This window comes from Archangium sp. (assembly GCF_036277355.1).
GTDB lineage: Bacteria > Myxococcota > Myxococcia > Myxococcales > Myxococcaceae > Archangium.
On record NZ_DASUNC010000193.1, the window covers coordinates 134,007 to 159,385 of the forward strand.

The window sequence follows — 25,379 nt, forward strand, 5'->3', positions numbered from 1 at the left end:
GTCAGTGCTTGTCCCGGGCCAGCAGTGGTCCCACGAGCAACTGCTCCGACTTCTGCGGCTCCCCGAGACGCCAGCTCTGTCCGGAGCCGCTGTAGGGGTACAGCAGGAAGAGCGAGGAGGTGCGTGTCTCGATCTGGACACCCAGGCCGGATTCGCTTCCGGACTCGAGCGTGGTGACGATTGCGATGGCCCCGACATCGGCCGAGCCCGCGGCTCGCTCGAGATGCGCGAGGGTGGCCTCGAACAGCTCGTCCCAGGAGGCGCGTGGCAGTTGGTCCCGGGGAAAGAAGGTCTTGGGGTTGTCGCCCGCCGGGTCGAGCGTCAGGCCGAACGGGAGCACCGAGCCTTGCTTCCGCAGCAGGAGCAGGCCCGCTTCACGCGCCACATGCAGCGTCTTCCCCAACAACTCCTCGTCGTTCATCTTCGCCATCTCCCCTCCTTGGATCCTACCGGGGGCTCCCCCGGGTGCGGTCATGTGCCCTCGCTCTCGGAGGGCCAGCACCAGCAGACACACCCCGAGCAGGACCAGGCCAGGAATGAGAAGCCTTCTCGGAAACGAGGGAGCGCGCATCGGCCCCTGCATAGCATCTCCCGAGTGCTCGCGGATGGCACTACCGGTAGAAGTGGTCCGCGAGGAGGCGCGAGTTGAAGAGCATGGCGTCGTAGCTGGTGTAGACGCCGTGCCCGAAGCACGTGGCCAGGCAGTTGGGCAGGGCGCCCGTGCCCCGGTCGCCATAGTCGACGAGGTAGCTGAATCCGTCGCGAGGCACGCGCGCGCCGTGGCGCACGTGCTGGAGCCACGCCTTCACGTCGTAGCCCGCGCCGAGGATGGCATCGAGCCGGGCGGCCAGCTCCCGCTCCCGGGCGTTGCCCGGAGGAATGTCCGAGCCGGCGATGCCCCACAGGTGCACGTAGTCGCCGCTCTCGGTGTGGAGGACTCCGGCGACGGTGTTTCCGCGCGGCTCGGCTCCCCGGTGGTTGATGACGTGGAGGACGCGGCACTGCCGGCCGGTGGCCCAGCCGTAGCGCGGGGGCATGCCGAAGGTGGCGATGTCGAGCCGCGCGCGGGCCACCGTGCGGGCCATGTCCTGGAGGGCCTCGGTGGGCTCGCCCGCGTCGCGCACGGCCTGCCAGAGGGCCTCGGCGGTCCGCGCCGGGTAGACGAGCTGCGTGAGCAGGGCGAGCACCTGGCCACCGTGGCTGTGCCCCAGCAGCAGCGCCCGCTTGTTGCCGAGCTCCGAGGAGGCGAGGAGCTTCAGCAACTGCACGGCCGCGCGCAGGCGGGCGACGTGGTTGTTGGCCGAGCTCCAGACGAAGCGCGTGGTGGGGATGTCGACGCCCAGCGCCTTCTGGAAGAGCGAGACGTACTCGGGGGTGTAGTTGCCCAGGTCGCGCAGGACGCGATCGCTCGGGAGCTTGGAGAGGCGCTGCAGGGACGGCATGAGGCCGGGGCCCAGGGCCGAGAGGGGCCCCTCGAGCGCGGAGAGCAGCTGGGTGGGGTCATGGCCCACGAAGGTGCCGTGCACGAAGACGACGTGGCGCACCCCGGCGCGGCGCAGGCGGAGCCCGGCCTGGGCCATGGCCTCGCGCCAGGCGGGGGATTGGGCCTCGAGGACGGGCGTGTCGCGGACGATGGGCGGCATGGCCTCGAGCGCCCGCACCGCGAACGTCCCCGGCTGTGGCGCGGCGTCGTACTGCTGGGGCTGGCAGGGGGCTGGCTTCGGACGGCGCCGCCACGCGATGAGGAGCCCGGCGAGAACCGCGGCGAGAAGGAGGAGCGTGAGCGCGAGCCACATCGGGTGCTGCATGGCGCGCCAGCTTATCGGAATCTGGGAAATCCGGCGCAACTCCATGAGGGACGCCCCGACAATTCCGGATTGATTCGAGCCTGCTCACGTCCAACACCTGGACCCAGACGAAGGCGGTGGGCTCGAAGCTGTGGATCGCCCTCTACACGGGCACGCCGGGCAATCCGACGATCGGGTCTGCCTTCCCGAGCCCGATTGATGGCATGCCCGGACCCAATACGTACGCGGGCCTGGCGAACCTTCTGGACTGAACCGGCAACGGGGCGCCGCCGGGTGGACGAGGCCTCTGTCCACTGCGTGGCGCCTCGTTGCCCCTCTGGTGCGGGTGCCAGGGCTTCTCGCGTGACTACAGCTTCCCGGGGGTCCGGGGCATTCAGTGGCCTCGGGGAGGGGAAGACCATGAGACCGGGAGCCAGACGGCTGTCGATGCTGTTGCTGGCGTTGAGCCTCACCCACTGCGGAGTGTCTTCCGAGGACAGGGAGCAACCGTCCTCGGACAGGGTGATGGAGGTGGACGAGGCGCTGGCGGCGGCTGACTGCGTTCCGGCCACGCGGCTTCTGGAGATCACACGCATCCGGGGGCCGGAGGGAATGGTCGCCGTGGGGGACCAGCTCTTCTTCATCGTCGCGGGCTTCACGGACTGGTCGCTCTGGAAGAGCGACGGGACGACGTCCGGCACGGTCAGGGTCAAGGTCATCGCGCCCATCACCGCCCCCGAGGGCCCGCGGGCACTCACGGAAGCCCGGGGGCTCCTCTTCTTCTCCTCCAACGGCGTTCTCTGGAGGAGCGACGGGACCGCGTCCGGTACGCACCCGGTGGACGTGCCTCGGCTCACGAATGCCCATCACCTGAGGGAGTATCGGGGCCGGCTGCTCGTCATCCGGCCCGTGCCCGGAAGTGGGGACGAGCTGTGGCTCACCGACGGCACGGTCGCGGGGAGCCGCCGCATCCTGGGCACGCCTCCCGCGCTCGCCATCGACCGCTTCCCCTCGCGCAGCGTGGAGACGGAGCGCGGAGATCTCGTCTTCGTCGCGGAGCGGGTGGGGGACCCGGGCAGGCCCCGGGTGTTCCGGCTCACCCGCTCGGGAGCCCTGGTGGAGCTCTTCCAGGCCTCGAGGGGCGGCATCGGCATCACCCAATTGACCGCGGTCGGTGACAAGGTCTTCTTCTTCACCGACGAGCTGGCGCCGGGGGAGCCCTCCCACCTGTGGAGCAGCGATGGCGCGCCGGGGAGCGCCGTCCTGCTGCGGAACTTCGGGCTGTTCGGTCCGCCCTTCGGGCTCACGGCCTTCGACGGGCGGCTCTTCTTCACCGCCGGCGCCGAGGACGGGCCGCGGGGCTTCGAGCCGTGGGTGAGCGATGGCACGCCCGCGGGCACCCACCCGTTCGTGGACATCCGGCCCGGGGAATCGGCGGGCTCGCTCCCGACGAACATGACGGTCCTCGGGGACAGGCTCTACTTCGTGGCGGATGACGGCGTGCACGGCCGCGAATTGTGGGTGACGGATGGCACGGCCGCCGGTACCCGGCTCTTCATCGACCTCCAGCCAGGAGCGCCGTCCTCGTTCCCCTATGGGCTCGCGACGGCCAACGGGAAGCTCTACTTCGTGGCGGATGACGGCGTGCACGGGAGCGAGCCCTGGAAGGTATTCGAGGGCCGGCCCCGGCGGGTGGCGGATATCATTCCCGGTGGTGGCTCGGCGCCGATAGAGCCCGGCGTGGGACTCTTCGACGCACCGGCCGGGTCCTTCGTCCGCGCGGGGAGCTTCGTCTATTTCCTCACCGCGACCGGCGAGACTCCCGACAACGCGCTCTGGTCCATGAAGACGGGCTCGTACTGCCCGCCCCGCTGAGTCACCGGCGTGGGGCGCGGTATCCCCGACGGGATTCGAACCCGTGGCGCTCAGCGCCCATGGCCGAGGAGCAGCGAGGAGATGCTCGCCACGAGGGGGGACAGGACCGTGATGCCGTCCTGAAGCTCCTTGAGCACCGAGTCGCGCAGTCCGAGATAGGCGCGCACGGCCTGGCGCTCCTCGGTCCAGTTCTTCCAGGTCGCGTGGGGTCCGAGGGAACTCTGGAGGATCCGGCCCGAGAGCGCCTCGCCAGCGGCGTTCAGGGTCTGGCGGGCCGGCAGGTAGATACTGGCGAGCAGTCCAGTGAGATAGACGCCAATGGCCACCAGGAATGAAGCATCGAACGAGACGTGTCGAGCGGGCAGGGCATCGAGCACGACGTTGCGCATCGCCCCCAAGGCCAGGACGTTGGTGCCGATGCTCGCGGCGATGAGGTCGAGTGACCTCCTCAGCTGCGACCGGAGTTGCTGATACCGCAGCACGGCCGCCTGGAGCTCCCGGGTGTCGAGCACTCCGGGGGCCTCGTGGGGCTCCGCCCTGGAGCCAATGAGCTGGACGTGAATGCCAAAGCAGTGGGAGACATGCGGAATGGCCACCGCCGCTCCCAGGATGCCCAGGAGCGCGAGCTTCACGCGCGCGCCCGGCATCTCGGCAAGGGAATCCACATCCACGGGGAACACCTCCACGAGCGGGGAATTGAGGGGCACGACGATGGCTGGCAGGGCGCCCAGGACAAAGAACAGCACCGTGCAGAAGACCACGGCTCCGCGCTGAGTGGGCGTGCCGGCCCGGACAGGATGGGGGCTGCCCAGGGCCGCCAGGAGCGTGACCACATAGATCACGGGGAGGAGCGCGGCGAGCCCATGGAGGAGCCATGTCCTCGAGGAGTGCAAGAAGGCGTCGCCCACGCGGCCAGGGGACTGCAGCAGGAGCAGCGAGGCCAGGAAGACCCCGGGGCAGAGCACTGAAAGGGCGAGAGGTGAGCGCAAGAGCAGCGAGAGGAGCTCCTCCCTCGGCTGTCCCGGAACCCGGTGTCCCTCCCCATGACGCGGCTCCGGCATGCAGGCCTCCTGTCTCGTGGCGAATTCCTGGCGCGTGGAGAGGCTCGAGGATGTCACCAAGACACGTCTCGGGCACGCGCGGCTCCCGGCGCTTGTTGGCGAGCGAGCAGGAGCGTGATGCCCTTGCCTCACCTATCCGAGGAGTACGCGTGCCCCCGCCAGGATGTAGAGCCCGAGGCCGATGAGCACGAAGGGGAGCACGAGGTGCCCGTACCGCTTGATGGGCTCACCCAGCAGGCGGTTCTTGACGAGCGAGTATCCGGCGAGACACCAGAGCGCTGTCATGACGGCGAAGACCACCACATGTCCGGGGATGGCTCGCGGATCGCTCGCGAAGAGGGGGATGTACACGCCGAGGTTGTCGCCCCCATTCGCCACCGTCACCCCCGCGACGGCCAGCACCTGGGAATGAGTCCGGCGCTCCATGCGCTGCTCCGCGGCCTCGGCCTGCGCCTCCTCCGTGGCGCTGGCCCCTCGGGCCCGTATCAGCTCGCGGAGCTTGCGCACGCCCAGAATGAGTGGCACGGCGCCCAGGAGCGCGGTGTACCCCTCCGGAATGGCCAGTGCGGCGACGGAGGCCAGCACGCTGACGAGCACCAGCACCCCGATGCCGAGGAACTGGCCGGCGACGACGGCGCGTGCCCTCAGGTGCGGATCGGCGAAGAACGCCGCGAGCAGGAAGATGTCGTCGATGTTCGTCGAGACGAAGACCGTGGTGCTGATGCCGATGAGCGTGAGCGAGGCCGCCATGCGGGATGAAAATGGAGTACACTCCGAGTGAACCCAATTCTGGAGGCAGCATGGCACGGCTCGGAGCTCGTTCGATGCGCGGTACGGTCTTGTTCCTGGCAACCCTGTTCACCGTGGCGTGTGGTGGCCCCGTGGAGGAAGGAGACGGCCCGGCCGCTCCGTCCCAGGCGGCGGTCTCGGAGGAGGTCACCCCGGTGCCAGCCAACGTAGGGGCCATGAGCACCTGTGGAGAGAGCTACGGGAGCTGCGCGACGGGAGAGGTGTGCTGCTATCCCTGCGGCATCGAGGGCTGTCTCTGGCAGTGCATGGCCGTCACGCGCTGCCCGAAGGTTCTCTGAGATGGGCGAGGTGGGTCTCCCTTGTCTCCACCTCGTAGAGGGTGAGCAGCCGAGCGTGGAGGGGGCCGCGACGTCTAGAATCGGGTCAGGGGCGTCATCGACGCTCCTGCCCCCTTTCCAGACAAGGGTCCCCACATGGCGAGCAACCTTTCCGATGTGACCCCGCCGTCCTCGCCTCCCTCCCTCCAGCCGTGGCACCCCGTGGGGACGCGCCGGAGGTGGGGGATGTGGTGGATGGCCTGGCTGGACTCGTTCCTCTCCGAGCCTCTGCGCGGGGCCGCGCCCTCGGACCTCCTCCGCTATCGGGTGCTGGTCGGCAGCACGCTCTTCTGCCTGCTCTTCGGCGTGCTGAATCTGTTCGAGGGCATGCTGGCGCCCAACACCGAGGTCTCGAGAGCACCCCTCCTCCTCACGGGCTTGATCGTGCCGGGCACGCTGTTCCTGCTGCGCCGGAAGGCGTCGCCCACCGCCGCGATCTTCTTCTTCTGCGTGAGCTTGACCGTGGGGTTCGTCATCATCGCCATCCTCTATGGGGACCCCTTCGCCAGTGCGCACGCGGTGACCACGCTGCTGCCCGCGTTCGCGGTGTACCTGATGGGGCCCCGCCTGGGCCTGGCCATCACCCTCTTCATGGCCGTCATGCTGGGGCTCATCCGCCCCTTCCTTCTCACCCGCACCGGAGTTTCGGTGCTCACCATCCCCGCCGAGCTGCTGTGGGCCATGCACATCGGCGCCATCATCGCCGTGCTGGGCATCTGGGTCCTGGGCACGCTGCACAGCACCGCTCGCGATGAGATCCAGCTGAAGCTGGAGCAGGCCTTGAAGACGTTGCGCGACAGCGAGCGCAAGCTCAGCAGCCTCTTCGAGAACACCGATGACCTGGTGTGCTCGCTGGATGCCGAGGGGCGCCTGCTCGTGGCCAACACCGCCATGAAGCGGGCCTTCGCCCGGTACTTCGGCAAGGACCTGGCCCCGGGCCAGCCCCTGTTCGCGGAGGTGGAGCCCCGCGTCAAGGAAGCGTGGGACGAGCGCTTCCGCCAGGTGCTCCAGGGACAGCGCCTGCAGTTCGAGCTGGAGTACACGTGGGACGGCGCGCCCGTCGTGCAGGAGCTCTCCCTCGGCCCCATTCCCGGCGAGAGCGGGCGGCCCGAGGGCATCACCCTCTTCGCCCGGGACATCACCGTCCGCAAGCAGGCCGAGGCCCGGCTGGGAGAGATGCACAGCACCCTGGTGGATGTCTCCCGGCAGGCGGGCATGGCGGAGGTGGCCACCGGCGTGCTCCACAACGTGGGCAACACCCTCAACAGCGTCAACGTCTCGGCCAGTCTCGTCACCGATGGGTTGCGCAAGCTGCACGTGTCCGGGCTGGCCAAGGCCGCCGCGCTGCTCCACCAGCACTCCGCGGAGCTCCCCCGTTTCCTGGCGGGAGATCCGCTGGGGAAGCAGCTCCCGGAGTATCTCCAGGCCCTCTCCCAGCGGCTGCTCCAGGAGCAGGACTCCCTGGTGAAGGAGATGTCCTCGCTCAACGAGGCGGTCGAGCACCTCAAGTCCATCGTCAACATGCAGCAGAAGCACGCGCGCACCGTGGGAACCGTGGAGCAGGTGGCCGTGCCCCGGCTCATCGACGAGGCGCTGCGCCTGCACGCGGTCTCCTTCGAGCGCCTGGGTATCCGCCTCGAGCGCGACTACGCCGAGGTGCCTCCCCTCGTCATGGACAGGCACAAGCTGCTGCAGATCCTGATCAACCTGCTGAGCAATGCCCGGCACGCGTTGGTGGCGGGCTCGAGAGCAGAGAAGCGGCTCTGCATCCGGGTGCGGCTCGCCCCTGGCGGCCAGTGGCTGCGCATCGAGGTGGAGGACAACGGCATGGGCATCACCCCGGAGAACCAGCGGCGCCTGTTCTCCCAGGGCTTCACCACGAAGAAGACCGGCCACGGCTTCGGTCTGCACATCAGCGCCCTGGCCGCCACGGAGTTGAAGGGCCGGCTGTCCTGCACCAGCCCGGGGCCGGACCAGGGCGCCACCTTCACCCTGGAGCTACCGCTGGCGCTCCAGGAGGCCAGCGAGCCGGTGGGGGCCGCGCCATGACGCTCCCATGGAGCGGACGGCTCCTCCTGCCGCCCTGGCCAGTGTGAAGCACCTCACGACGGACTGCACGTCCGGGCCGTTGGCAGAAGGCCCTGGCGCGGGCACGATCTCCGCCTCGGAAAACACCCGACATCTCGCCCGAAGCCTTCCCCTCGTGTGGAGGTCGTGATGCGTGCATCCTCGAGGTCCATCCAGCTCTGGAAGCCCTGGCTTCCGAGCCTCCTCGTGCTCATCGCCCTGCTGTGGAGCACCCGCGCGCGAGCGCTCCCCTCGGGCCCCGTCATCCTGGGCGGCGCGACGCTCACGCGCTCGGGATACCTCGAGACGCAATTGGTGCCATTCAATGGCTTCCAGGGTCCGTCGCTCGAGCTGGGCTACGAATTCGGAACGCACTTCAACCATCAGTTCAGCGTCTTCCTCTCGGTGCTCGAGGGACGAGGGCTCGCCGCGGGCAACGAGCTCGTGCTGAGGCAGCACATCCTGGCCGCCGGCTACCAGCTCACCCTGGATGTGCTGGGCAAGCGGGGCTTCACCCCCTACTTCGGAGGAGGTGTCTTCTTCGGGATGACCCGCATGCAGACCGAGCTCGAGACGCCCTTCTTCACGCGCATCTCGGAGACGGGGCGCTACCTGGAGCTCCGGGGCGTGGTGGGGCTTCGGTACACCTTCGAGAACGGCCTCGGCCTGCGGGCCCAGGTCGCCTACGGCACGGGCAATGGCTTCCCAGGGTGGCAGCCCAGCCTCGGTATCGCCTTCCGGCTGTGAGCCACGTCAGGACAGGGAGAAGAGCATGCACTCGAGATTCCTCGTGGGGGTAGGGCTCTGGGCCCTGGCACTCCTGCTGGTGGGTTGTGAGGACGCGCCGCCCGCACCCGCGCCCATCCCCGGGCCCATCACGACTGAGCCGATCCAGCTCCCGGCGCCTACCGGCCCCCATCCGGTGGGCAAGCGCGTCACCTCGCTGGTGGACTTCTCGCGGGGAGGGCTCTTCCCCGGTGAGCCCGAGGACCGGCGCGAGCTGTCCATCCACATCTGGTACCCCTGCGAGCCCCCAGCCGGGGCTCCGCTCGCGCCGTACATCTCGCCGCGCATCATGGAGGTGCTGGGGTTTCCCCCGGAGCTCGTTCCGCTCATCCGGACGAATGCCTTCGCCGATGCGCCCCTCTCCCCGGCGCGGGACGCCTTCCCCGTGGTGCTCTTCTCTCCCGGCTTTGGCATGAACGCGGAGCTGTACACGGTCCTGCTGGAGGACCTGGCCAGTCACGGCTACGTGGTCGTCGGCATCGACCACACCTTCATCGCCACGCTGACGGTGTTCCCGGACGGGCGGGAGGTGCCCCTGGAGAAGGATCTCGCATTGAGCGTGCTCCCGGAGTCGACGCCCTTCAACCGGGGGAGGCAACTGGCCAGCATCACCACGCTCAGCGCGCTGCTGTCCGCCTATGAGCGGGTGATGGCGGACGATGACTCGTTCGTGCTCAGCGAGCTCGAGAAGTGGAACGCGGGGGCGCCGGGCGGGTGGTTCGCGGGCCGGCTCGAGGTGGCGAGTGCCGGCGTCTTCGGCCACTCCATGGGAGGAGCCTCGTCCATCCGGGCGCTCGGCCGCGACCCGCGGTTCGACGCTGGCATCAACATCGATGGGTACCTCCAGGGGCCGCCCGAGCGCTCCATCGAACAGCCGTTCATGCTGCTGAGCACCCCCGATCTGCGCCAGGGCTCTCCCGGGCTGAACCTCACCTACGAGTCGTTGAAGGGGGCCGGCTACGAGGTGGAGGTCTCGGACGCCGCCCACCTCAACTTCTCGGACGCGGGACCGATCCTCACCCATTTCCTCGGGAGGGAGGCCGCGGGCCAGGTGGCGCCTCTGGGGTCCATCGATCCGGTGCGTGTCATCCAGATCTCCCGGGCCTACGTGCGGGCCCTCTTCGAGCAGCACCTGCGGGGCCTTCCGAGCCCGCTGCTGCGAGGGCCCTCCGAGGAGTACCCGGAGGTGACGTTTGGCAGCCGGTGAGCGCCTCATGAGCCGGTGGGCGCGGGTGTCCGGTGGCCTGATCATCCTGCTGGGGCTGGCGCACCTGGCCCTGGCCGTACCCGATGGCGTGAGGGCCGTCGCGCCGCTCCCTCGGGAGGATGCCGCGGCCTTGATCATGGCGGACATCGTCACCGCGGTGGCGGTGCTCCTGGCGGGGTGGCTGATGCTCCAGGGTGCTTCGGGGCTGGGGCGCGCCGAGCGCTGGGCGCGGACGGTGGTGTCGAGCGCGGGGGGCTTCATGGTCCTGGTGGGCGTGGGCTACATCCTCGCCACTCTCGGCAACCCGTTTGCCTATGTCGCCCTGCTCGTGGCGCTCTCCTCGCTGGTGCCCCCCTTTCTCGCCTCGAGACGCTCGGGTGGCGAGCCCTCCCGTGGCCCCCAAGGGCCCAGGAGGGCCTGAGCGCGAGCACCTGGCCGGCGGGCTCCGCGTACGTCATCACCCGGTCCATCACCGCTTCCGTGTTGCCCCCAGAGCGCCGCCGTGCGCCACCTTGCCAGCGCCGGGAACACCCCCGGACGGGTAGAGTGGCGCCGTGTCTCCCCTCGTCCTTCGCGCCCTCGCTCCGGCCCTCGGGCTCGTGCTCGCCGGCTGTTCCGTGCCTCCTTCCTCGGAGCCCCGGCGCGAAGCCCGTGTCGAGGGCCGCGTGACGCTGGCCGGCCCTCCCGTGGGCAATGCGTTCCTGTTCCTCTTCGCTCCGGACGAGGCGCCTCCCGAGCAGCGGGGCCCTCCGAGGTACGTGGCCGCCGTTCCCGAGGTGCGCCTCGCCGCCGGGGACGCGCGCTTCGGGTTCTCGGGCGTGGGCCCCGATGTGTACCGGCTGTGGGGCTTCCTCGATGCCAATGGCGACGCGGACCTCACCGTGGACGTGCTCGCGCAACCGGGGGCGGGGGACTGGGTCCCCGAGTCCTCCGTCGAGCTGAACGTGCAGCCGGGCCAGACGTTGCCGGTGGAGCTCGCGCTGCCTCGCCGGGTGCACCGCCCGCTGCCCGCGTTCCAGGTGGTGGAGCAGGGGACGGAAGGGGTGTTCACCCTGACGGACTCGGCCACGGCCATCGTCTCGCTCAACGTGCGGAGCGAGGGCTTCGGGCTGCTGCGCGGGGACGCGCCCCGGTTCTTCGTCCGGCTCGCGGATGCCAATGGGGATGGGACGGCGGATGACGTGAATGGGGACGGCGTGGTGGACGTGTGGCCCCAGTTCTTCCTGCGCTTCGTCCCGAGGCCCGGGCAGACGGTGCCCGTCGACAGCCAGGGCCGGCCCGCGCAGGTGCTCGTGCCGCTGCTGCCCGATGTGACGCCCTTCCTCGGGAGCCTGCAGGGGGACCCGGGCGTCACCGTCGCCGCCGGAGCGCTGCAGCTCTTCGTCGTGCCGTTGGCCCAGGCCATCACCCAGGAGCCGGGGCGGGGGCGGGTGGTGACCACGCTCGGAGCCATCCCCGTGGGAGAGTACGAGCTATGGGCCGTGAACGATGAAGGGGGCTTCTGGTTCGTGCCCAATGCGCTGGGACGGCGCGCCGTGGAGCCCCTGCCCACGCAGGCGCTGCGCTTCCGCGTGGTCCACGCGGAGGGCACGGACGGTGGCACGGGCTCGCCGTAGTCCTTGGAATCGAGGGGGAGAGACATGCCAGTCCGAGCGTTGCTGACGTTTGCCGCGGTGGCCCTCGCCGTCGCGTGTGCCGGGTGCTTCTGCATTCCCTGGCCCCGGTGCACCCCGATGACGTGCACCGAGGCCCGGTCCAATTGCGGCGAGGTGCCGGATGGATGCGGAGGCGTGCTCGACTGCGGGACGTGCAGGGCGCCGGAGACGTGCGGTGGCTTTGGCACACCGAATGTCTGTGGTTGCACGCCGATGAGCTGTGCCGAGCGCGGCGCGGACTGTGGCGTCATCGACAACTGTGGAGAGCCTCTGGACTGTGGCACGTGCACCGGGCTCCAGACGTGTGGCGGGGGAGGGCGGCCGAACGTCTGTGGTTGCACCCCGGTGAGCTGCGCGAGCGTGGGAGCCAACTGCGGTTCGCTCCCGGATGGCTGTGGCAGGGTGCTCGAGTGTGGCTCCTGTACGCCGCCGTGGACGTGTGGCGGTGGGGTGGGCGGGCGCCCCAACGTCTGTGGCTGCAACCTGACGACCTGTGCGGACGAGGGAGCCAACTGCGGGACGACGCTGAATGACTGTGGGGAGCCCCTCTACTGCGGGACGTGCACGGCTCCCGAGACCTGCGGAGGCGGCGGTACGCCGAATGTCTGTGGTTGCAGGCCGGCGACGTGTGACGCCTCGGGCGCCACCTGTGGTGTCATCTCCGATGGCTGTGGCGGGACGCTCGAATGTGGCCCGTGTCTTCCCCGGTGCGGCAACGGCCGGCTCGAAGCGGGTGAGCAGTGTGATGATGGCAACACCGTGGATGGAGATCTGTGCGGTGCGAGCTGCCTGCTCGAGCCCGCCTGCCCGCCCGTTCCGGATGCGCCCACGACGGGCCTGGAGCCCGGGACGGCCCGAGGCAGTGTCTCCGTGGGCGAGGTCCCCAGGACCATCGACTGGAGCTCCGCGGCCTTCGTGCCCATCAGGGGAACCACGCAGTTCCAGCTCATCGTCTCGAACGATCCCCGGCTCTGCGACACGCTGGTCCATACCAACCAGTACGAGGAGACGGATCGCTGCCCGGATGACTATTGCTCGCTGTGTCCCGGCTGTTTCGGCAAGCGGAACGGTTACGCGTACCTCACGGCACGTTTCGACCAGACCGCTCCCGCCGGGAGTGCCACGGGCCAGCTCTCCTTCGTCGACGACCAGGCGAACGTGGTGGGGTGGGGCTTCCGGATGGCCGTGGATGGCGCCATCACGCCGGGCTCGACGGCGCTGACCGGACAGCTCGAGATCTGCAATGCCAAGTACGGCGCCCTCGGGACGGGCAGGTTCCACGCCACCCTGTGCGTGGGCGGTCTGCCCATCTTCCATTGAGGGTGTTCCCCACGCCCGAGTCCTAACGGGGGCTCCGCCAGTAGACGATGAACTTCCCGTGTGGGTACTCGCCCTTGTACCCGCAGGGCCATCCTCCGGCGCGGTACAGCGAGAAGAGCTCCTCCAGGAAGGGGCTCAGCTTCCCGCCACCGAGGAACCGCGCGGCCGCCACATGCGCCAGATCGGGCCCGATGTCCTCCGCCAGCTCGGTGCTCTCCTGGAGGTCATCCCGAGCGAGCAGGCTGTCCCATGCAGCCTGCACGATGCGATCCTCGAGGACGTCCAGCTCCTTGTGCAGCGCCCCGTATTCAGCCGGTGGAAGGGAGCTGGTGACGTCCTGATATTCGCTGAACTGGTGTGATCTGAGAGCGGCCCAGATCGAGACGTCCTCGGGAAGATCCTGGCTCTTCGCATACTGGAGCGCGTCTTCGAGCCTGGAGACGACCATCACCTTCTCGCCGTCCAATTTCCCCGAGAACGACAGGAGCCCGCCCTTCGTCACGAACTCCAGGACCTCGCCGGCCAGTACCAGGTTTCTTTCGATGGCCATGGGCCCCAACGCTTTCGTCAGGGCTCGAGGCGCTCGAAGCGCCTGAGGAGCCGGAGCGAGGACAGGTCGAGCGTGGAGAGCAGGCGGGAGCCCCGGATGACGAGTTCGGAGGGGCCCGTGACGAGGTAGAGCGCCTCCCAGGCGAAGTCGGAGCCGACGAAGCACCAGCTGTCCCCATCGGGCAGCAGACCCACGCGCCACGCGGGCATCACGTAGTGCTTGTAGCCCCAGAGCCGCTCACGGCTCACGTCCTCGAAGCGCACGTGGGGGTGGAACAGCAGGGGAGGGTGATGATCCTCGGGGTCCACGACGGCGAGACGCCCTTCCGGAGGAACGAGCTTGCGGAGCGCCTCGAGCACCCGCTGCTGCAGCTCGATGATCTCGTCCGCCACCGCCTCGTCGTAGGGAGAGAAGCCCTCGGGGATGCGGTAGCGCACCAGCTCGCGGTCCTCCTGCTGCAGGGTCTCGAGCACCGCCAGGGACGGGGTGATCGTCGGGTCATCGAAGTCGAGATGTTGCCAGGCTTTCATCGGAGTTCAGGCGGCTTCAGCTCGGGATGCTCTGTGTAGAGCGGGTTCATGATTTCCAGGAGCATGGTGGTCATGATCTTGGAAACCGAATCTCGGTATCGCTTGAACTCGACATCGTCCTCGGTGGATTGCACGAGGCGGATGGACTCATTCAGCTGCGCACCTACTGACACCATCAGGTCCGAGATGGCCTTGGCGGTGGTGTTGGTCATCGTCGTAGTCCCTTAACGGGACAGGCGGCGGACCCAGTCGAAGTACGTGGCTCTCGGGTCCTCGAGGGGATCGCGGAACAGCGTCCGGAGCTCCGCCCGGTCCACCTGGCCGCCATCGAAGTCGCGGTAGAGCGCGTCTCCCAGCAGGTAGCCGAGCGCGTGGCTGACACCGTGGAAGAGCCGGTCCTTGCGCAGGGGCAGCAGCTTCACCGCCTCGTCCGGCACCTCCACCTCCGCCGCCTTGTGCGCCAGCACGAACGCGGCGATCTGCCGCTCCACGCCTCGTGCTCCGGCGAAGCGCAGCGCCCACTCGCCCGTCCCCAGGCAGGTGCGCCGCGGATTCACCAGCTTCGAGCCGAAGAAGCCCAGCGCCTCCTCCAGGCACCGTGCGTAGAAGGCATCCGACGCCCTCCGGGGCGCCTCCATCGCGTCTCCCACCGCGCAGTGCCGCACGAAGTGCGCTGCCTCCTCGGCCGCGTGGTTCAGCGACAACGACGCCAGGTACGCCGTCCGCGCCCGGGGGATGTAGCAGCTCTCCCGCGACAGGATGTGCCGCCGCAGTTGCAGCAGCTCTCCCTGTGTGAAGCGGCCCCGCTGCTGGATGCGCCCCATCGCGTCCTCGTCCGCCGCCGTCACCACCTCCACCTCGTCCAGCCACCGGCCCACCGGCACTCCCGCCAGCCGGCCGATGAGGCTCGCCATCTCCCGGAAGCGCTCCGCCGCGCTCCGGTCCCTCAGCGGCGAGTCCCCCGACTCCGCCTCCAGGTAGTCCAGGAAGCTCTGCTGGCACACCACCGGCGAGGCATTCAGCAGGCACAGCGCGCCGTCCGGCAGCTCCACCGCGGGCGACATGCCCACCTTGCCCTCGCGCGCCAGCCGCCAGTAGACGCCCTCGGCGTTCTGGTACACCACCAGCCCGCGCGCCGCGTGCGCCTCGCCCAGGGCCCGCTCCACCTGCGCCGGCAGGTGACAGGGCGCCACGTGGTACTGACCCACCAGCACCATCACCCGCGGCTTGCCCTCCGCGCGCACCGCCCGGGCGATCCGCTCCGCCGCGTACGCGTCCCGCAGCTCCAGGGAGCGCTCGCCCTGTGCGCGCCGATCGATGCCCACCACCTCCAGCCGATGACGCTTCGCGTAGACCAGCAGCGAGCGCAGGCCCGACCACGAGCCCTGATTCGAGCCCTGGCCCAGCCGGGCGAGCAGGGCCCGCTCCGCCAGCCGGCCCGCGAGGTAGGCCTCCACCGCCGCCTGGTGCCGGCCCTCGACGCACTCGAGCGCCAGCACGACGCGGCGGCCCGCCTCCCGCACGCCCTCGACCAGCTCCAGGTACGTCTCCTGGGCCAGGGGCAGGGTGTGGTAGTCGCCCACGTACACCACGTCCGCCGCCTGCACCCGCTGGGACACGGCCGAGGCCGTCAGCACCCGCCGGTACTCGGACGTGCGCCGACGGTAACGGGCCTCATAGGCCCGGAAGGTCGCGGACTGCCCCTCGATGGCCCGGGCGATCTGGGCCTTCTGGCGGCGGAACAAGGCGAAGTGGAGGGCGAGCGACGCGCGCATGGACGATCACAACTCGCACGCGAGTGCCAGCCCGGCAAAAATTCAGCCCCCCCGATCCCCCTTCCTTGACGGGCAGAACCCCTCGGGAGACGATCCGGGTTGACCGTGAAGTCCGTACTTACGAGATCACGCCCCTTCCTCCTCGCGCTCGTGTTCCTCACGGCGTTGCCCGTGCTCGCCCAGGAGCAGGCGACGCTGTTGCACAACGCGCCCGAGCAGGCCGCGCCCGGCGTGGCGCTCGTGGTCGACGGCGTGCTCACCGGGACGCAGCGCATCATGCGCATGGTCATCCGCTACCGCGGCCCCGGCGAGCCCTACTCCGAGACGCCCCTGGAGTTGCAGTACGGCGACCTCTACCGGGGCATCATCCCGGCCTCGAGCCTGACCCCGCCCGGCGTCGAGTACTACGTGGAGGGATTCACTCCCAGTGGGGAGCGGGTGCCCCTCTTCAAGAGCGCCACGCGCCCGGCCCGTGTCGTCGTCGTGGGCCAGGTGACCTCCACGCGCACGCCGATCTCCAGCCGCACCGCCGAGCCCCGCACCGTCGAGCCCGAGCCCGCCCCCAGGGCAGAGCCGCCCTCCCGGAACGAGCGCACGGGCCGCAGGAGCGAGCCCACCGTGAAGGCGGAACCCGCCCCCAAGGCGGAGCCCACCCCGAAGGCCGAGCGCAAGCCCGAGCCCGTCCGGAAGGCATCCGGCTCCGATGACGCCATGGAGGCCCTGACGGCCGAGCTGCCTCCGGACCCGGGCAGCACCGCGTCCCGCCCGTCCGCCGTGCGGCCCGCGCGCTCCACCGAGTCCGAGCAGCCCGAGCCGGAGCGCTCGGAGCTGGAGGAGGACCTCGCGCTCTACACCGCCGAGGACACGCTGGCGCTGGCCACCCGGCACGAGGAGAAGGTGAAGAAGGTGCCCGCAATCGCCGCCTCCTTCGGGCGCGAGCAGATCCGCGCGCTGGGGGCGCGCACGGTGGCGGACGTGCTGGACGTGATGCCCGGCCTCACCCTCAGCCGGGACGTGCAGGGCTTCCACCGCGTCGCCATCCGTGGCCTGCGCAACGACGCCGAGGTGCTCTTCCTCCTCAATGGCCAGCGCCTCAACAACTTCTTCGACGGCAAGGCCCTGATGAACCTGCCGGTGGAGAACCTGGAGCGCATCGAGGTCATCCGTGGCCCCGGCTCGGCGCTCTACGGTGCGGGCGCCTTCCTGGGCGTGGTGAACATCGTCACCCAGCGCTCCGAGGGCCTGCTCGCGGCCGTGTCCGGCGGTGGCTTTCCCAAGCTCGACGACCGGCTCGCCACCACCTTCGATGGCCACCTCTCCGGGGCCCATTCCTTTGGCCGCCTCAAGCTCTTCGGCGACGCGGACGTCTGGCACCAGGTGGGGGACTCGGCGCCCATCGAGACGGACGCGCTGAGCGCGGACACGCTCGCCCAGAAGCTGCGCGAGCCGTTGGAGCCTTCCGGCACCACCCAGGACGACCGCTTCCTGCTCAACCTGGGGCTGGGGTTCGGCTACGAGCTGTCGTCCGAGAGCCACCTCCAGGTGTCCGCGCGGCTGCTCTCCGAGGAGCGCTCCGCCCTGGTGGGCCTCTTCGACACGGTGGGGCCGGGCTCGCGCCTGGGGTGGCAGGTGTTCCTCGGGGACATCACCTACGAGCACGAGCTGAACGACCGGGTGCGCCTGCGCGCGCGCCTCTACGGCGACCAGCAGAGCACGGATCGGCTCTTCCAGATCGGCCCGGACGGCTTCCGCACCGGCCCGGATGACAACCAGCTCTTCCCCGACGGCATGTTGGAGCAGACGCGCGTCACCGTGCGCTCGCTGGGCACCAGCGTGGACTCGGACGTGTCGCTCTTCGAGGGCAACCGCCTGTCGCTGGGCGCCGGGGCCGAGCTGCAGATGCTGGGCGCCTACGGCTACGAGACCAACTACACGCTCGACAGCCGGCGCCGGCCCGCGCTGACCACGCCCGAGGGGGTGGTGGACATGCTGACGCTGGCGGATGGCGCGGCGTCGAGGCGCCTGACCTTCAGCGCCTTCGCGCAGGACCAGTGGACGGTGGTGGAGCCGCTCACGCTCACCTTCGGGGTGCGCGCGGACGTCACCCAGCTGCCCTCGGTGGACAACGCCAACGCCATCACCGGGACGCAGCTGGTGCCGAGCGTCAACCCGCGCGTGGGGCTCGTCTTCTCGCCCACGGACTCGCTCGTCCTCAAGCTGCTCTACGGCCGCGCCTTCCGTCCGCCCACGCTCCAGGAGCTGCTGGAGACGATCCCCAACACCTACTACAACCAGGGCCGCTTCGAGGGGAACCCGGCCCTGCTGCCCGCGGTGGTGAACACGCTGGAGGCGGGCGCGGACCTCATCCAGGTGTCCGGCGAGTCGCGCGTGCGCATCCGCGCCAACGCCTTCCTGGAGAGCTTCTCCAACCCCATCGCGGCGGTGGACACCTCGGGCAACATCGTCCCGGTGCGCAACCGCGAGCTGGGCGTGCTCGTCTACGGTGTGGAGGGCGAGGCCCGGCTGGAGGCCTCCAAGCGCGCCACCACGTGGATCAACGCGAGCCTCTTCCGCGCCGAGGACCAGGGGCTGCCCGCCAACCACCGCTTCCTCACCGACACGCCCCAGGCGCGCTTCAACGCGGGCGTGTCCATGCCCATTGGCGACTTCATCAACTTCGACGTGGTGGTGCGTGCGGGCGCCGAGCGGCGCAACAACACGCGCTCCGTGCTGGAGCTCATCCGCCGCTACAAGATTCCCGCCTACGGCCTCATCACCGCGCAGGTGCGCACCGAGCCCATCGGCGACCACTTCGAGCTGGCCGTGGTGGTGCAGAACGTCTTCGACTCGGACCTGCGCGACGACGTCCCCCGGCCGGACCGCATGCCCGGCCTGATTCCGCGCGAGGGCGTCTCCGCCTTCCTCACCCTGAGGGCCCGCAACTGATGTCCCGCTCGCTCACCGCCGTCCTGCTGGCCGTGGCCCTCGCTCCGGGGCCCGGCTGCCTGCAGTACAACGATCAGTGCCAGCCGCTGGTGGCCGATCCCGAGTCCACCGTCGGCTACCTCGCCGAGGACGTGTTCCTCGACAGGCCCTATGCCCGCCACGACAACAACGCGCTCGGGCAGCTGGCCGCGGATGCCTTCCGGCATGCCGAGGACGGCTCCAAGGCGCCCGCGGAGCTGGGCATCATCAACGGGGGCTCGCTGCGCGCCGAGGGCCTGTGCGTCACCCGCACCGTCATCCCCAAGGGCCCGCTCAAGAATGGCCTGCTGCACGAGGTGCTCCTCTTCGAGAACGCCGTGGTGACGGTGAACCTCACCGAGCAGCAGCTGGTGGACATGTTCGAGCACGCGGCGGCGGGGCTGTACCTGGAGGGCCAGCCCATCCTCTTTCCCTCGGGTGCCTTCCTGCATGTGTCCGAGGGCACCACGGTGCGCCTGGACTGCTCGCGCCCGGTGGGCTCGCGCGTGGTGGGGCTGCAGGTGAACGCGCGCACGGTGCCGCTGCCGGCCCGCGCGGATCCATCCATCGTCTACCGGGTGGCCATGCCCGACTTCCTGCTCGGGGGCGGGGACGGCTACGGCACCATCTTCAAGGACGCGGCCACGGACCTGTCGCGCAATCCCGTCACGGCGAGCACGGCGGAGGGGAAGGCCACGGATGCCAACCTCACCGAGGCCCACATGCGGTCGAATCATTCGACCGAGAACCGGGCGCTTCGGGAGGCTGGCCGCATCCTCTTCGAGAACTGTGCCCGGCCCGCCAGGCCCGGGGTGCGGTAGGGCCGGGGGCTCGGGGCGACTTCACTTCAGACTTCAGGACTCCGGGGTCTCCGGACCGTTCGGCGGGTTCGGCGTGGGGCCGAAGACGTCGTTGGGCGACGGCATCTTGCGCAGCTCGGCGCGGGCCACCTTCCACGCCTGCTGGACGATCCACGAGAGCGAGCGATCCTGCCGCGTCGCCTCACGCTGGATTTCGTCCAGCATGTCCTCGGGGAAGTAGAGACTCTGTTTACGATGATCGGTGGCTGCCATGAAGCTCAGGACCTCCCTTCTTCACGAGGGTCCTGACGCTCGTCACCCGTCACGTCGTTCACCGCCGGGAACGACTTGATACGGTCTCGAGCGATCTTCCAGGCCTGCTGCACCACCCACGAGAGCGAGCGATCCTGGCGATTGGCTTCCTCCTGGATCTCCTTGAGCATCTCCTCGGGGAAGTAGAGGGACTGCTTACGCTTGTCGGTGCCTGCCATCCTGGCTCTCCGCAACGGATACGAGGTGACGACCTGAACACACCGGAGCCGTTATCCGACAGACGCCCTGACGGGTCAACGGTTTCGGAGTGCTCCCGTACCGTATGCAGTCGTACAGGCATCCGTCAGGGGAAAAATACCCGCAAAAGGGAACGCCCCGGATCCTTCCAGTGATGGAAGAACCCGGGGCGCTCCGGAAAGAAGGACCGCCAGGACTGATCCCGGCGGCCCCGTGGGCCCAGAGGGGGAGGGGGGGGACCCCTAGGCCCAACTCCGTCGAAAATTCACGTTCAAAACATCTTGCGTCGCGCGAACCATTCCCCTCTCCCTCTTTTCCCCGACCCGCCCGTCCCTCGCGACCTTCGTGACGATCATAAGAATCGTCTTCAGCCCCTTCAACCGGCTGCATCCGGTGTAACCGGACTCGCTCGATTCTGATTCCTTCCCCTGTTCAATGCCCTCCACTGCCGACGCCAGCGTCCTGTTTTCGACGGCCCTACGGGAGTCCTACCGGCAGCTCGGGCTGGAGGGCGGCTCCGTGCTGCTGGCCGTGTCCGGAGGGGCGGACTCCACGGCGCTCCTCGTGGGCACGGCCCGGGTGCGTGAGTCGCTCGCACTTCGGGTGGAAGTGGCCACGCTCGACCATGGACTGAGACCGGAGGCCCAGGCGGAGGTGCGGGCGGTCGCCGGGCTGGCCGCCCGATGGGAGATGCCCTGTCATGTCATCCCGTTGCAGGTGTCTCCGGGTTCCGGCGTGGAGGCGCGGGCCCGCGAGGCGCGGTACGCGGCCCTCGAGACGCTGCGGCGCGAGCGGGGCCTCCAGGTGGTGGCCACGGCGCACACGGCCTCGGACCAGGCGGAGACGCTCCTCATGCGGCTCGTCCGGGGCACCGCGCTGAGGGGGGCGGCGGGCATCCATCGGGCGCGGCGCTTCCTCGTCCGGCCGCTCCTCGAGCGCACGCGCGAGGAGGTGGAGGCCTTCCTGGCCAGGGAGGGGGTCTCCTTCGTGACGGACCCGATGAACAAGGACCCGGCCTTCTTCCGGACCCGCATCCGGCACGAGGTGCTGCCGGTGCTCGCTCGCGCCGCGGGCTTCCCGGTGGCGCCCCGGCTGGCGGCCTTCGCCCGGCTGGCCGCCGAGGACGAGGCCCTGCTGAGCGGGCTGGCGGACGGGGCCTGGGGCCGGCTCTCGCTCCCGGACGGGAGCCTGGACGCGGTGGGGGTGCGCGCCCTGGAGCCGCCCCTGCGCCGACGGGTGCTCGCACGCCTGCTGGCCGAGGCCGGCGCGGAGGTGGATGAGGCCTCGCTGGCGCGGGTGCTGAGGGCCGTGGAGACGGGCCGGGCCGTGACGCTCGGGGGTGGACAGGCTCGCGGGGGCCTCCAGTTGAGGACTGCGGGCGGGCGCGTGCGCTGCGTGCGCCGCGAGGCTCCTGGCCCCTCCGAGCCGCCCCCGGTCCTGGTGCTGGCGGGGGAGGGGGCCTCTGGAGTGCAGCCGGGCACGGGGTGGACCTTCTCCGTGGCGACGGTGCCGCCTCCTCCGGGCACGCTCGGCCTGCCCCTTCCCGAGGGACTCCGGTGGCCCCTCACGGTGCGCACGCGCAGGCCGGGAGACCGGGTGAGGGGGCCCGCGGGCTCGCGCAAGCTGCAGGACGTGCTGGTGGACCGGCGCGTTCCCGCCGAGCGCCGCGACCTGCTCCCGGTGGTGACGGACGCCGAGCAGACGGTGCTCTGGGTGCCGAGCGTCTGGAATTCCACGTCCGAGGCGGCTGTACGCCTCTTTCTGTGGGCCTCAGCACCGGTCACGAGCGTGCCCGGTCTCCCTCCGTTATAGAGTGGACCACTGCGGGGGAGGTGGGGGATGGAACCCCCAAAATAGTTGAGGCGTTTTTGCTGTTGCTGATACCGTCAGATAAACGGGCAACACGCCCGGTGTCGTGACAAACGGTCGAAACTGCTGGGCATTTTTCGGCCGTGCCCTCATACCGCCGAGCTCCGAAAGGGCAGCTGACACGTGCGTTCGACTTACAAGACCATCGGCCTTTGGGTCATCCTGATCGTCCTCTTCGTCGCCTTCTACAACTTCTTCTCCACGGGCGGCGACCAGGTACAGGAACCGACCTTCACCCAGTTCCTGGCCCACGTGGAGGCCAACAAGGTTCGCGCCGTCTCGGTGAAGGGGAACACCTACCAGGGTGTGTACGCCGGAACGGATGAGAAGTTCCGCACCACCGGCCCCGCGCCGGATGCCGCCGTGCTCGAGCAGCTGCGCAAGAACGGCGTGGACGTGAAGTACGAGCGGGAGGAGCAGAACAGCCTCTGGCTCACGATTCTGGGCCAGTGGATGCCCGTCGTCTTCCTGTTCCTCTTCTTCATCTTCTTCATGCGCCAGCTGCAGGGTGGCAGCGGCAAGGCGATGACCTTCGGCAAGTCCAAGGCGCGGCTCCTCAACGAGAGCCACAACAAGATCACGTTCGCGGACGTGGCCGGCGCCGACGAGTGCAAGGAGGAGCTGGAGGAGATCGTCGCGTTCCTCAAGGATCCCAAGAAGTTCACCAAGCTCGGCGGCCGCATCCCCAAGGGCGTGCTGATGATGGGCCCTCCGGGTACGGGCAAGACGCTGCTGGCCCGCGCGGTGGCCGGTGAGGCCGGTGTTCCGTTCTTCTCCATCTCCGGCTCGGACTTCGTGGAGATGTTCGTGGGCGTGGGCGCCAGCCGCGTGCGCGACCTCTTCGAGCAGGGCAAGAAGAACGCCCCCTGCATCATCTTCATCGACGAGATCGACGCCGTGGGCCGTCACCGTGGCGCGGGCCTCGGCGGTGGTCACGACGAGCGCGAGCAGACGCTCAACCAGCTCCTGGTGGAGATGGACGGCTTCGAGTCCAACGAGGGCGTCATCCTCATCGCCGCCACCAACCGTCCGGACGTGTTGGATCCCGCGCTCCAGCGCCCGGGCCGCTTCGACCGGCGGATCGTGGTGCCGCGTCCCGACCTGAAGGGCCGCCTGGGCGTGCTGAAGGTGCACACCCGCCGCGTGCCGCTGGCTCCCGAGGTGGAGCTCGAGGTCATCGCCCGCGGTACGCCGGGCATGACGGGCGCGGACCTGGAGAACCTGGTCAACGAGTCCGCCCTGATGGCCGCCCGCCAGAACAAGGAGCGCGTGGACCTCAGCGACTTCGAGCAGGCCAAGGACAAGGTCTTCATGGGCCCCGAGCGCAAGTCCATGATCATGACCGAGAAGGAGAAGCGCAACACGGCCGTCCACGAGGCGGGCCACGCGCTGATCGCCAAGCTGCTGCCCGGCTGCGATCCCCTCCACAAGGTCACCATCATCCCGCGCGGCCAGGCCCTGGGTCTCACCTGGAGCCTGCCCCTCGAGGACAAGGTCAACGGGTACAAGAAGCAGATCCTCGATCAGATCACCATGGCCATGGGTGGCCGCATCGCCGAGGAGCTGATCTTCAACGAGATGAGCTCCGGTGCCTCCAACGACATCGAGCGGGCGACCGAGACGGCGCGCGCCATGGTGTGCCGCTGGGGCATGAGCGAGAAGATGGGCCCGCTGTCCTTCGGCAAGAGCGACGGTGAGGTGTTCCTGGGCCGTGACTTCAACTCGGCCAAGGACTACTCCGAGGACACGGCGCGGCAGATCGACGCCGAGGTGCGCAGCATCGTCATCGGCTGCTACGAGACCGGCAAGCGGCTGCTGACCGAGCACCTCGAGGGCCTCAAGCGCGTGGCCGATGCGCTGGTGGAGTACGAGACGCTGGATGCCGAGGATGTGAACATCCTCCTCCAGGGCGGGCAGCTGACCCGCGAGCGTCCGCCTCCTCGCGTCGTGGCGCCGCCCACGAAGTCCACCGAGAAGAAGGACAAGCGGAAGATCCTCGACGCGCTCGAGGGGCTCCCCAACATGGAGCCGAACAAGGCGTAGCCTGAGCTCCGCTTCCGTGTAGAACCCGGGCCCTCTCCACTCACGTGGGGAGGGCCCTTCTACATTCCGAGCCCGCCATGATTCGTGCCCGCCCCGTCCGCGTCGATCGCCCCGCCGACCTCGAGCCCGCCTTCCTGCGCATGGGGCTGCCCACGCCCGCCCGCGAGTACCTGCTGGAGAAGCTGCCCGCGCTGCACGTGTTGCTCACCGGCCTGGAGCGCGAGCAGGGCCGTTTCCTCGCCGGGCTCTTCTCCGCCTCCGAGGCTCCCGGGCGCGAGGAGTACCCCTCCTGGGTGGCGGGAGATCTGCGCGTGCGGCCCGGCACGGGGCTGCTCTCCGGACGCAAGGAGCAGTTCGAGCGCGTGGTGGCCGCGGCGAAGGAGCGGCCGGAGCTGGCCGGACTGGCCGAGGAGCTGACGCGTGTGCTGGAGTCCTCGGTGCCACCGGCCCCGCTGGTGCTGGGCTCGCGGACCTTCACCTTCGGGGCGCGCACCTACGTCATGGGCGTGGTGAACGTGACGCCGGACAGCTTCTCGGACGGCGGGCGCTACTTCGGCACCGAGGCCGCCGTGGCCCACGGGCTGCGGCTCGCCGAGGCGGGGGCGGATGTGCTGGACGTGGGCGGGGAGTCCACCCGGCCCGGCTCGCCGCCCGTGTCGGCCGAGGAGGAGGTGGCCCGCATCGTCCCCGTGCTCGAGGGGCTGCGGGCCCGCACGGACGTGCCCCTGTCCGTGGACACCACCAAGGCGGCCGTGGCCCGCGCGGCGCTGAAGGCCGGCGCGGTGCTCGTCAACGACATCAGCGGCTTCCATTTCGATCCCGAGCTGTCCCGCGTGACGGCCGAGGCGGGCGCGGCCTGTTGCCTGATGCACATCCAGGGCACGCCCCAGACGATGCAGAAGGACCCGCACTACGAGGACGTGGTGGACGAGGTGCTGGCCTTCCTGGAGGAGGGCGTGGCGCGGGCCGTGGCGGCCGGTGTGCCGCGCGAACGTGTGCTGGTGGACCCGGGCATCGGCTTCGGCAAGACACTCGGGCACAACCTCTTCCTGCTGCGGCGGCTGGACGAGCTGCGCGTGCTGGGGCTGCCGCTGCTGGTGGGCACCAGCCGCAAGTCCTTCCTCGGGAAGCTCGCCGGGGGCAAGCCGGCGGACGAGCGCCTGGCCGCGACGCTCGGCTCGGTGGCGGCCATGGCGGCGGTGGGGAACGCGGACTTCGTGCGCGTGCACGACGTGGCCGAGGTGAAGGACGCCCTCGCGGTCGCCGACGCCCTGCGTACGGCCCTCGACGGTGGTGCCCTCTACCAGCCGGGAAAGGTGGGCGGTTGAGGGAGATTCTCCCTCAGGGAGGATGTATGAACCGGCCCGACCCACCACGGGGTGGGGCGGCCTGATTGGCCGCAAGCTTGTCCAGGGGGCTTCTACTCCCTAGCTTCGGGCGCTGTGGAGGGCGG

23 protein-coding genes are annotated in these 25,379 nt (G+C 69.6%); 13 read left to right on the forward strand and 10 right to left on the reverse strand.

What is annotated here, in order from left to right; all coding sequences use genetic code 11:
- Position 1 precedes the first annotated feature (1 nt).
- Together VFZ09_RS47480 and VFZ09_RS47485 are read right to left on the reverse strand one after the other, a co-directional pair.
- On the reverse strand, positions 2-430 hold the full coding sequence (locus VFZ09_RS47480; RefSeq protein ID WP_329734466.1) for a hypothetical protein: 429 nt from the start codon (positions 428-430) through the stop codon (positions 2-4).
- A gap of 181 nt (positions 431-611) precedes the next feature.
- The gene (locus VFZ09_RS47485; RefSeq protein ID WP_329734467.1) at positions 612-1,808 is read right to left on the reverse strand and encodes a hypothetical protein; all 1,197 of its coding nucleotides are present in this window, start codon (positions 1,806-1,808) and stop codon (positions 612-614) included.
- Positions 1,809-2,207: 399 nt separating this feature from the next.
- Here VFZ09_RS47485 and VFZ09_RS47490 point away from each other — a divergent pair, with 399 nt between their 5' ends.
- Positions 2,208-3,662, forward strand: coding sequence for an ELWxxDGT repeat protein (locus tag VFZ09_RS47490; RefSeq protein WP_329734468.1), 1,455 nt, complete (start codon positions 2,208-2,210; stop codon positions 3,660-3,662).
- A gap of 50 nt (positions 3,663-3,712) precedes the next feature.
- On the opposite strand, the gene VFZ09_RS47495 is transcribed toward VFZ09_RS47490, so the two are convergent.
- Both VFZ09_RS47495 and VFZ09_RS47500 read right to left on the reverse strand, forming a co-directional pair.
- Entirely contained in the window at positions 3,713-4,651 is a 939-nt protein-coding gene (locus VFZ09_RS47495) for a hypothetical protein (protein ID WP_329734469.1), read from the reverse strand.
- 204 nt (positions 4,652-4,855) lie between these two features.
- Positions 4,856-5,473: a cadmium resistance transporter gene (locus VFZ09_RS47500; RefSeq protein ID WP_329734470.1), complete on the reverse strand. Its 618-nt coding sequence runs from the start codon at positions 5,471-5,473 to the stop codon at positions 4,856-4,858.
- 74 nt (positions 5,474-5,547) lie between these two features.
- On the opposite strand from VFZ09_RS47500, the gene VFZ09_RS47505 reads away from it, so the two are divergent.
- From VFZ09_RS47505 to VFZ09_RS47535, 7 genes are all read left to right on the forward strand, one after another.
- Positions 5,548-5,811 (forward strand): hypothetical protein, encoded by a 264-nt coding sequence (locus VFZ09_RS47505; protein WP_329734471.1) that lies wholly within the window; start codon positions 5,548-5,550, stop codon positions 5,809-5,811.
- Between the two features lie 234 nt (positions 5,812-6,045).
- Positions 6,046-7,899, forward strand: a complete 1,854-nt coding sequence (locus tag VFZ09_RS47510; RefSeq protein WP_329734472.1) for a two-component system sensor histidine kinase NtrB — start codon at positions 6,046-6,048, stop codon at positions 7,897-7,899.
- Between the two features lie 168 nt (positions 7,900-8,067).
- Complete coding sequence (locus VFZ09_RS47515) at positions 8,068-8,664, forward strand: hypothetical protein (protein WP_329734473.1); 597 nt, start codon at positions 8,068-8,070, stop codon at positions 8,662-8,664.
- A 25-nt stretch (positions 8,665-8,689) separates the two neighbouring features.
- The gene (locus tag VFZ09_RS47520; RefSeq protein ID WP_329734474.1) at positions 8,690-9,910 is read left to right on the forward strand and encodes a hypothetical protein; all 1,221 of its coding nucleotides are present in this window, start codon (positions 8,690-8,692) and stop codon (positions 9,908-9,910) included.
- A gap of 7 nt (positions 9,911-9,917) precedes the next feature.
- Complete coding sequence (locus VFZ09_RS47525) at positions 9,918-10,331, forward strand: hypothetical protein (protein ID WP_329734475.1); 414 nt, start codon at positions 9,918-9,920, stop codon at positions 10,329-10,331.
- Positions 10,332-10,464: 133 nt separating this feature from the next.
- The gene (locus VFZ09_RS47530) at positions 10,465-11,526 is read left to right on the forward strand and encodes a hypothetical protein (protein WP_329734476.1); all 1,062 of its coding nucleotides are present in this window, start codon (positions 10,465-10,467) and stop codon (positions 11,524-11,526) included.
- 24 nt (positions 11,527-11,550) lie between these two features.
- Positions 11,551-12,885 (forward strand): hypothetical protein, encoded by a 1,335-nt coding sequence (locus tag VFZ09_RS47535; protein WP_329734477.1) that lies wholly within the window; start codon positions 11,551-11,553, stop codon positions 12,883-12,885.
- A 22-nt stretch (positions 12,886-12,907) separates the two neighbouring features.
- Here the strand turns inward: VFZ09_RS47535 and VFZ09_RS47540 are convergent, their stop codons facing one another.
- Genes VFZ09_RS47540 through VFZ09_RS47555 form a run of 4 tightly spaced genes read right to left on the reverse strand, consistent with a single transcriptional unit; the run spans position 12,908 to position 15,740 of the window.
- Positions 12,908-13,435, reverse strand: a complete 528-nt coding sequence (locus tag VFZ09_RS47540; RefSeq protein WP_329734478.1) for a hypothetical protein — start codon at positions 13,433-13,435, stop codon at positions 12,908-12,910.
- A 17-nt stretch (positions 13,436-13,452) separates the two neighbouring features.
- The gene (locus tag VFZ09_RS47545) at positions 13,453-13,965 is read right to left on the reverse strand and encodes a hypothetical protein (protein ID WP_329734479.1); all 513 of its coding nucleotides are present in this window, start codon (positions 13,963-13,965) and stop codon (positions 13,453-13,455) included.
- Positions 13,962-14,177 (reverse strand): hypothetical protein, encoded by a 216-nt coding sequence (locus VFZ09_RS47550; protein ID WP_329734480.1) that lies wholly within the window; start codon positions 14,175-14,177, stop codon positions 13,962-13,964. Before VFZ09_RS47550 ends, VFZ09_RS47545 begins: the two co-directional genes overlap by 4 nt.
- 12 nt (positions 14,178-14,189) lie before the next feature.
- Positions 14,190-15,740, reverse strand: coding sequence for a ChaN family lipoprotein (locus VFZ09_RS47555; RefSeq protein ID WP_329734481.1), 1,551 nt, complete (start codon positions 15,738-15,740; stop codon positions 14,190-14,192).
- Between the two features lie 105 nt (positions 15,741-15,845).
- Between VFZ09_RS47555 and VFZ09_RS47560 the strand changes: the two genes are divergently transcribed.
- Complete coding sequence (locus tag VFZ09_RS47560; protein ID WP_329734482.1) at positions 15,846-18,686, forward strand: TonB-dependent receptor plug domain-containing protein; 2,841 nt, start codon at positions 15,846-15,848, stop codon at positions 18,684-18,686.
- Positions 18,686-19,525, forward strand: coding sequence for a 5'-nucleotidase (locus tag VFZ09_RS47565; RefSeq protein WP_329734483.1), 840 nt, complete (start codon positions 18,686-18,688; stop codon positions 19,523-19,525). Before VFZ09_RS47560 ends, VFZ09_RS47565 begins: the two co-directional genes overlap by 1 nt.
- Positions 19,526-19,558: 33 nt before the next feature.
- Here VFZ09_RS47565 and VFZ09_RS47570 read toward each other — a convergent pair whose 3' ends face one another.
- Positions 19,559-19,777, reverse strand: a complete 219-nt coding sequence (locus VFZ09_RS47570) for a TIGR04563 family protein (protein WP_329734484.1) — start codon at positions 19,775-19,777, stop codon at positions 19,559-19,561.
- Between the two features lie 5 nt (positions 19,778-19,782).
- The gene (locus tag VFZ09_RS47575) at positions 19,783-19,995 is read right to left on the reverse strand and encodes a TIGR04563 family protein (protein WP_002628981.1); all 213 of its coding nucleotides are present in this window, start codon (positions 19,993-19,995) and stop codon (positions 19,783-19,785) included.
- Between the two features lie 454 nt (positions 19,996-20,449).
- Here VFZ09_RS47575 and tilS point away from each other — a divergent pair, with 454 nt between their 5' ends.
- The 3 genes from tilS to folP all read left to right on the forward strand — a co-directional run bounded on the left by tilS (position 20,450) and on the right by folP (position 25,254).
- Positions 20,450-21,826 carry a tRNA lysidine(34) synthetase TilS gene (gene tilS / locus VFZ09_RS47580; protein WP_329734485.1) on the forward strand — a complete coding sequence of 459 codons (1,377 nt, stop codon included), beginning with the start codon at positions 20,450-20,452 and terminating at the stop codon, positions 21,824-21,826.
- 180 nt (positions 21,827-22,006) lie between these two features.
- Positions 22,007-23,926 carry an ATP-dependent zinc metalloprotease FtsH gene (ftsH, locus tag VFZ09_RS47585; RefSeq protein ID WP_329734486.1) on the forward strand — a complete coding sequence of 640 codons (1,920 nt, stop codon included), beginning with the start codon at positions 22,007-22,009 and terminating at the stop codon, positions 23,924-23,926.
- A gap of 77 nt (positions 23,927-24,003) precedes the next feature.
- A complete protein-coding gene (gene folP / locus VFZ09_RS47590) occupies positions 24,004-25,254 on the forward strand; it encodes a dihydropteroate synthase (protein ID WP_329734487.1) in 1,251 nt (416 codons plus the stop codon).
- The last annotated feature ends 125 nt before the right edge of the window (positions 25,255-25,379 follow it).

Excerpts from the sequence above, each read along its gene's own strand:
- VFZ09_RS47555 (WP_329734481.1), bottom strand. The coding sequence starts at position 15,740 with ATGCGCGCGTCGCTCGCCCTCCACTTCGCCTTGTTCCGCCGCCAGAAG.
- VFZ09_RS47565 (WP_329734483.1), top strand. The coding sequence starts at position 18,686 with ATGTCCCGCTCGCTCACCGCCGTCCTGCTGGCCGTGGCCCTCGCTCCG.
- VFZ09_RS47570 (WP_329734484.1), bottom strand. The coding sequence starts at position 19,777 with ATGGCAGCCACCGATCATCGTAAACAGAGTCTCTACTTCCCCGAGGAC.
- VFZ09_RS47575 (WP_002628981.1), bottom strand. The coding sequence starts at position 19,995 with ATGGCAGGCACCGACAAGCGTAAGCAGTCCCTCTACTTCCCCGAGGAG.
- VFZ09_RS47490 (WP_329734468.1), top strand. The coding sequence starts at position 2,208 with ATGAGACCGGGAGCCAGACGGCTGTCGATGCTGTTGCTGGCGTTGAGC.
- VFZ09_RS47525 (WP_329734475.1), top strand. The coding sequence starts at position 9,918 with ATGAGCCGGTGGGCGCGGGTGTCCGGTGGCCTGATCATCCTGCTGGGG.
- VFZ09_RS47520 (WP_329734474.1), top strand. The coding sequence starts at position 8,690 with ATGCACTCGAGATTCCTCGTGGGGGTAGGGCTCTGGGCCCTGGCACTC.
- VFZ09_RS47545 (WP_329734479.1), bottom strand. The coding sequence starts at position 13,965 with ATGAAAGCCTGGCAACATCTCGACTTCGATGACCCGACGATCACCCCG.
- folP (WP_329734487.1), top strand. The coding sequence starts at position 24,004 with ATGATTCGTGCCCGCCCCGTCCGCGTCGATCGCCCCGCCGACCTCGAG.
- VFZ09_RS47550 (WP_329734480.1), bottom strand. The coding sequence starts at position 14,177 with ATGACCAACACCACCGCCAAGGCCATCTCGGACCTGATGGTGTCAGTA.
- VFZ09_RS47515 (WP_329734473.1), top strand. The coding sequence starts at position 8,068 with ATGCGTGCATCCTCGAGGTCCATCCAGCTCTGGAAGCCCTGGCTTCCG.
- VFZ09_RS47505 (WP_329734471.1), top strand. The coding sequence starts at position 5,548 with ATGCGCGGTACGGTCTTGTTCCTGGCAACCCTGTTCACCGTGGCGTGT.
- VFZ09_RS47480 (WP_329734466.1), bottom strand. The coding sequence starts at position 430 with ATGGCGAAGATGAACGACGAGGAGTTGTTGGGGAAGACGCTGCATGTG.
- VFZ09_RS47485 (WP_329734467.1), bottom strand. The coding sequence starts at position 1,808 with ATGCAGCACCCGATGTGGCTCGCGCTCACGCTCCTCCTTCTCGCCGCG.
- VFZ09_RS47540 (WP_329734478.1), bottom strand. The coding sequence starts at position 13,435 with ATGGCCATCGAAAGAAACCTGGTACTGGCCGGCGAGGTCCTGGAGTTC.
- VFZ09_RS47510 (WP_329734472.1), top strand. The coding sequence starts at position 6,046 with ATGGCCTGGCTGGACTCGTTCCTCTCCGAGCCTCTGCGCGGGGCCGCG.
- VFZ09_RS47535 (WP_329734477.1), top strand. The coding sequence starts at position 11,551 with ATGCCAGTCCGAGCGTTGCTGACGTTTGCCGCGGTGGCCCTCGCCGTC.
- tilS (WP_329734485.1), top strand. The coding sequence starts at position 20,450 with ATGCCCTCCACTGCCGACGCCAGCGTCCTGTTTTCGACGGCCCTACGG.
- VFZ09_RS47500 (WP_329734470.1), bottom strand. The coding sequence starts at position 5,473 with ATGGCGGCCTCGCTCACGCTCATCGGCATCAGCACCACGGTCTTCGTC.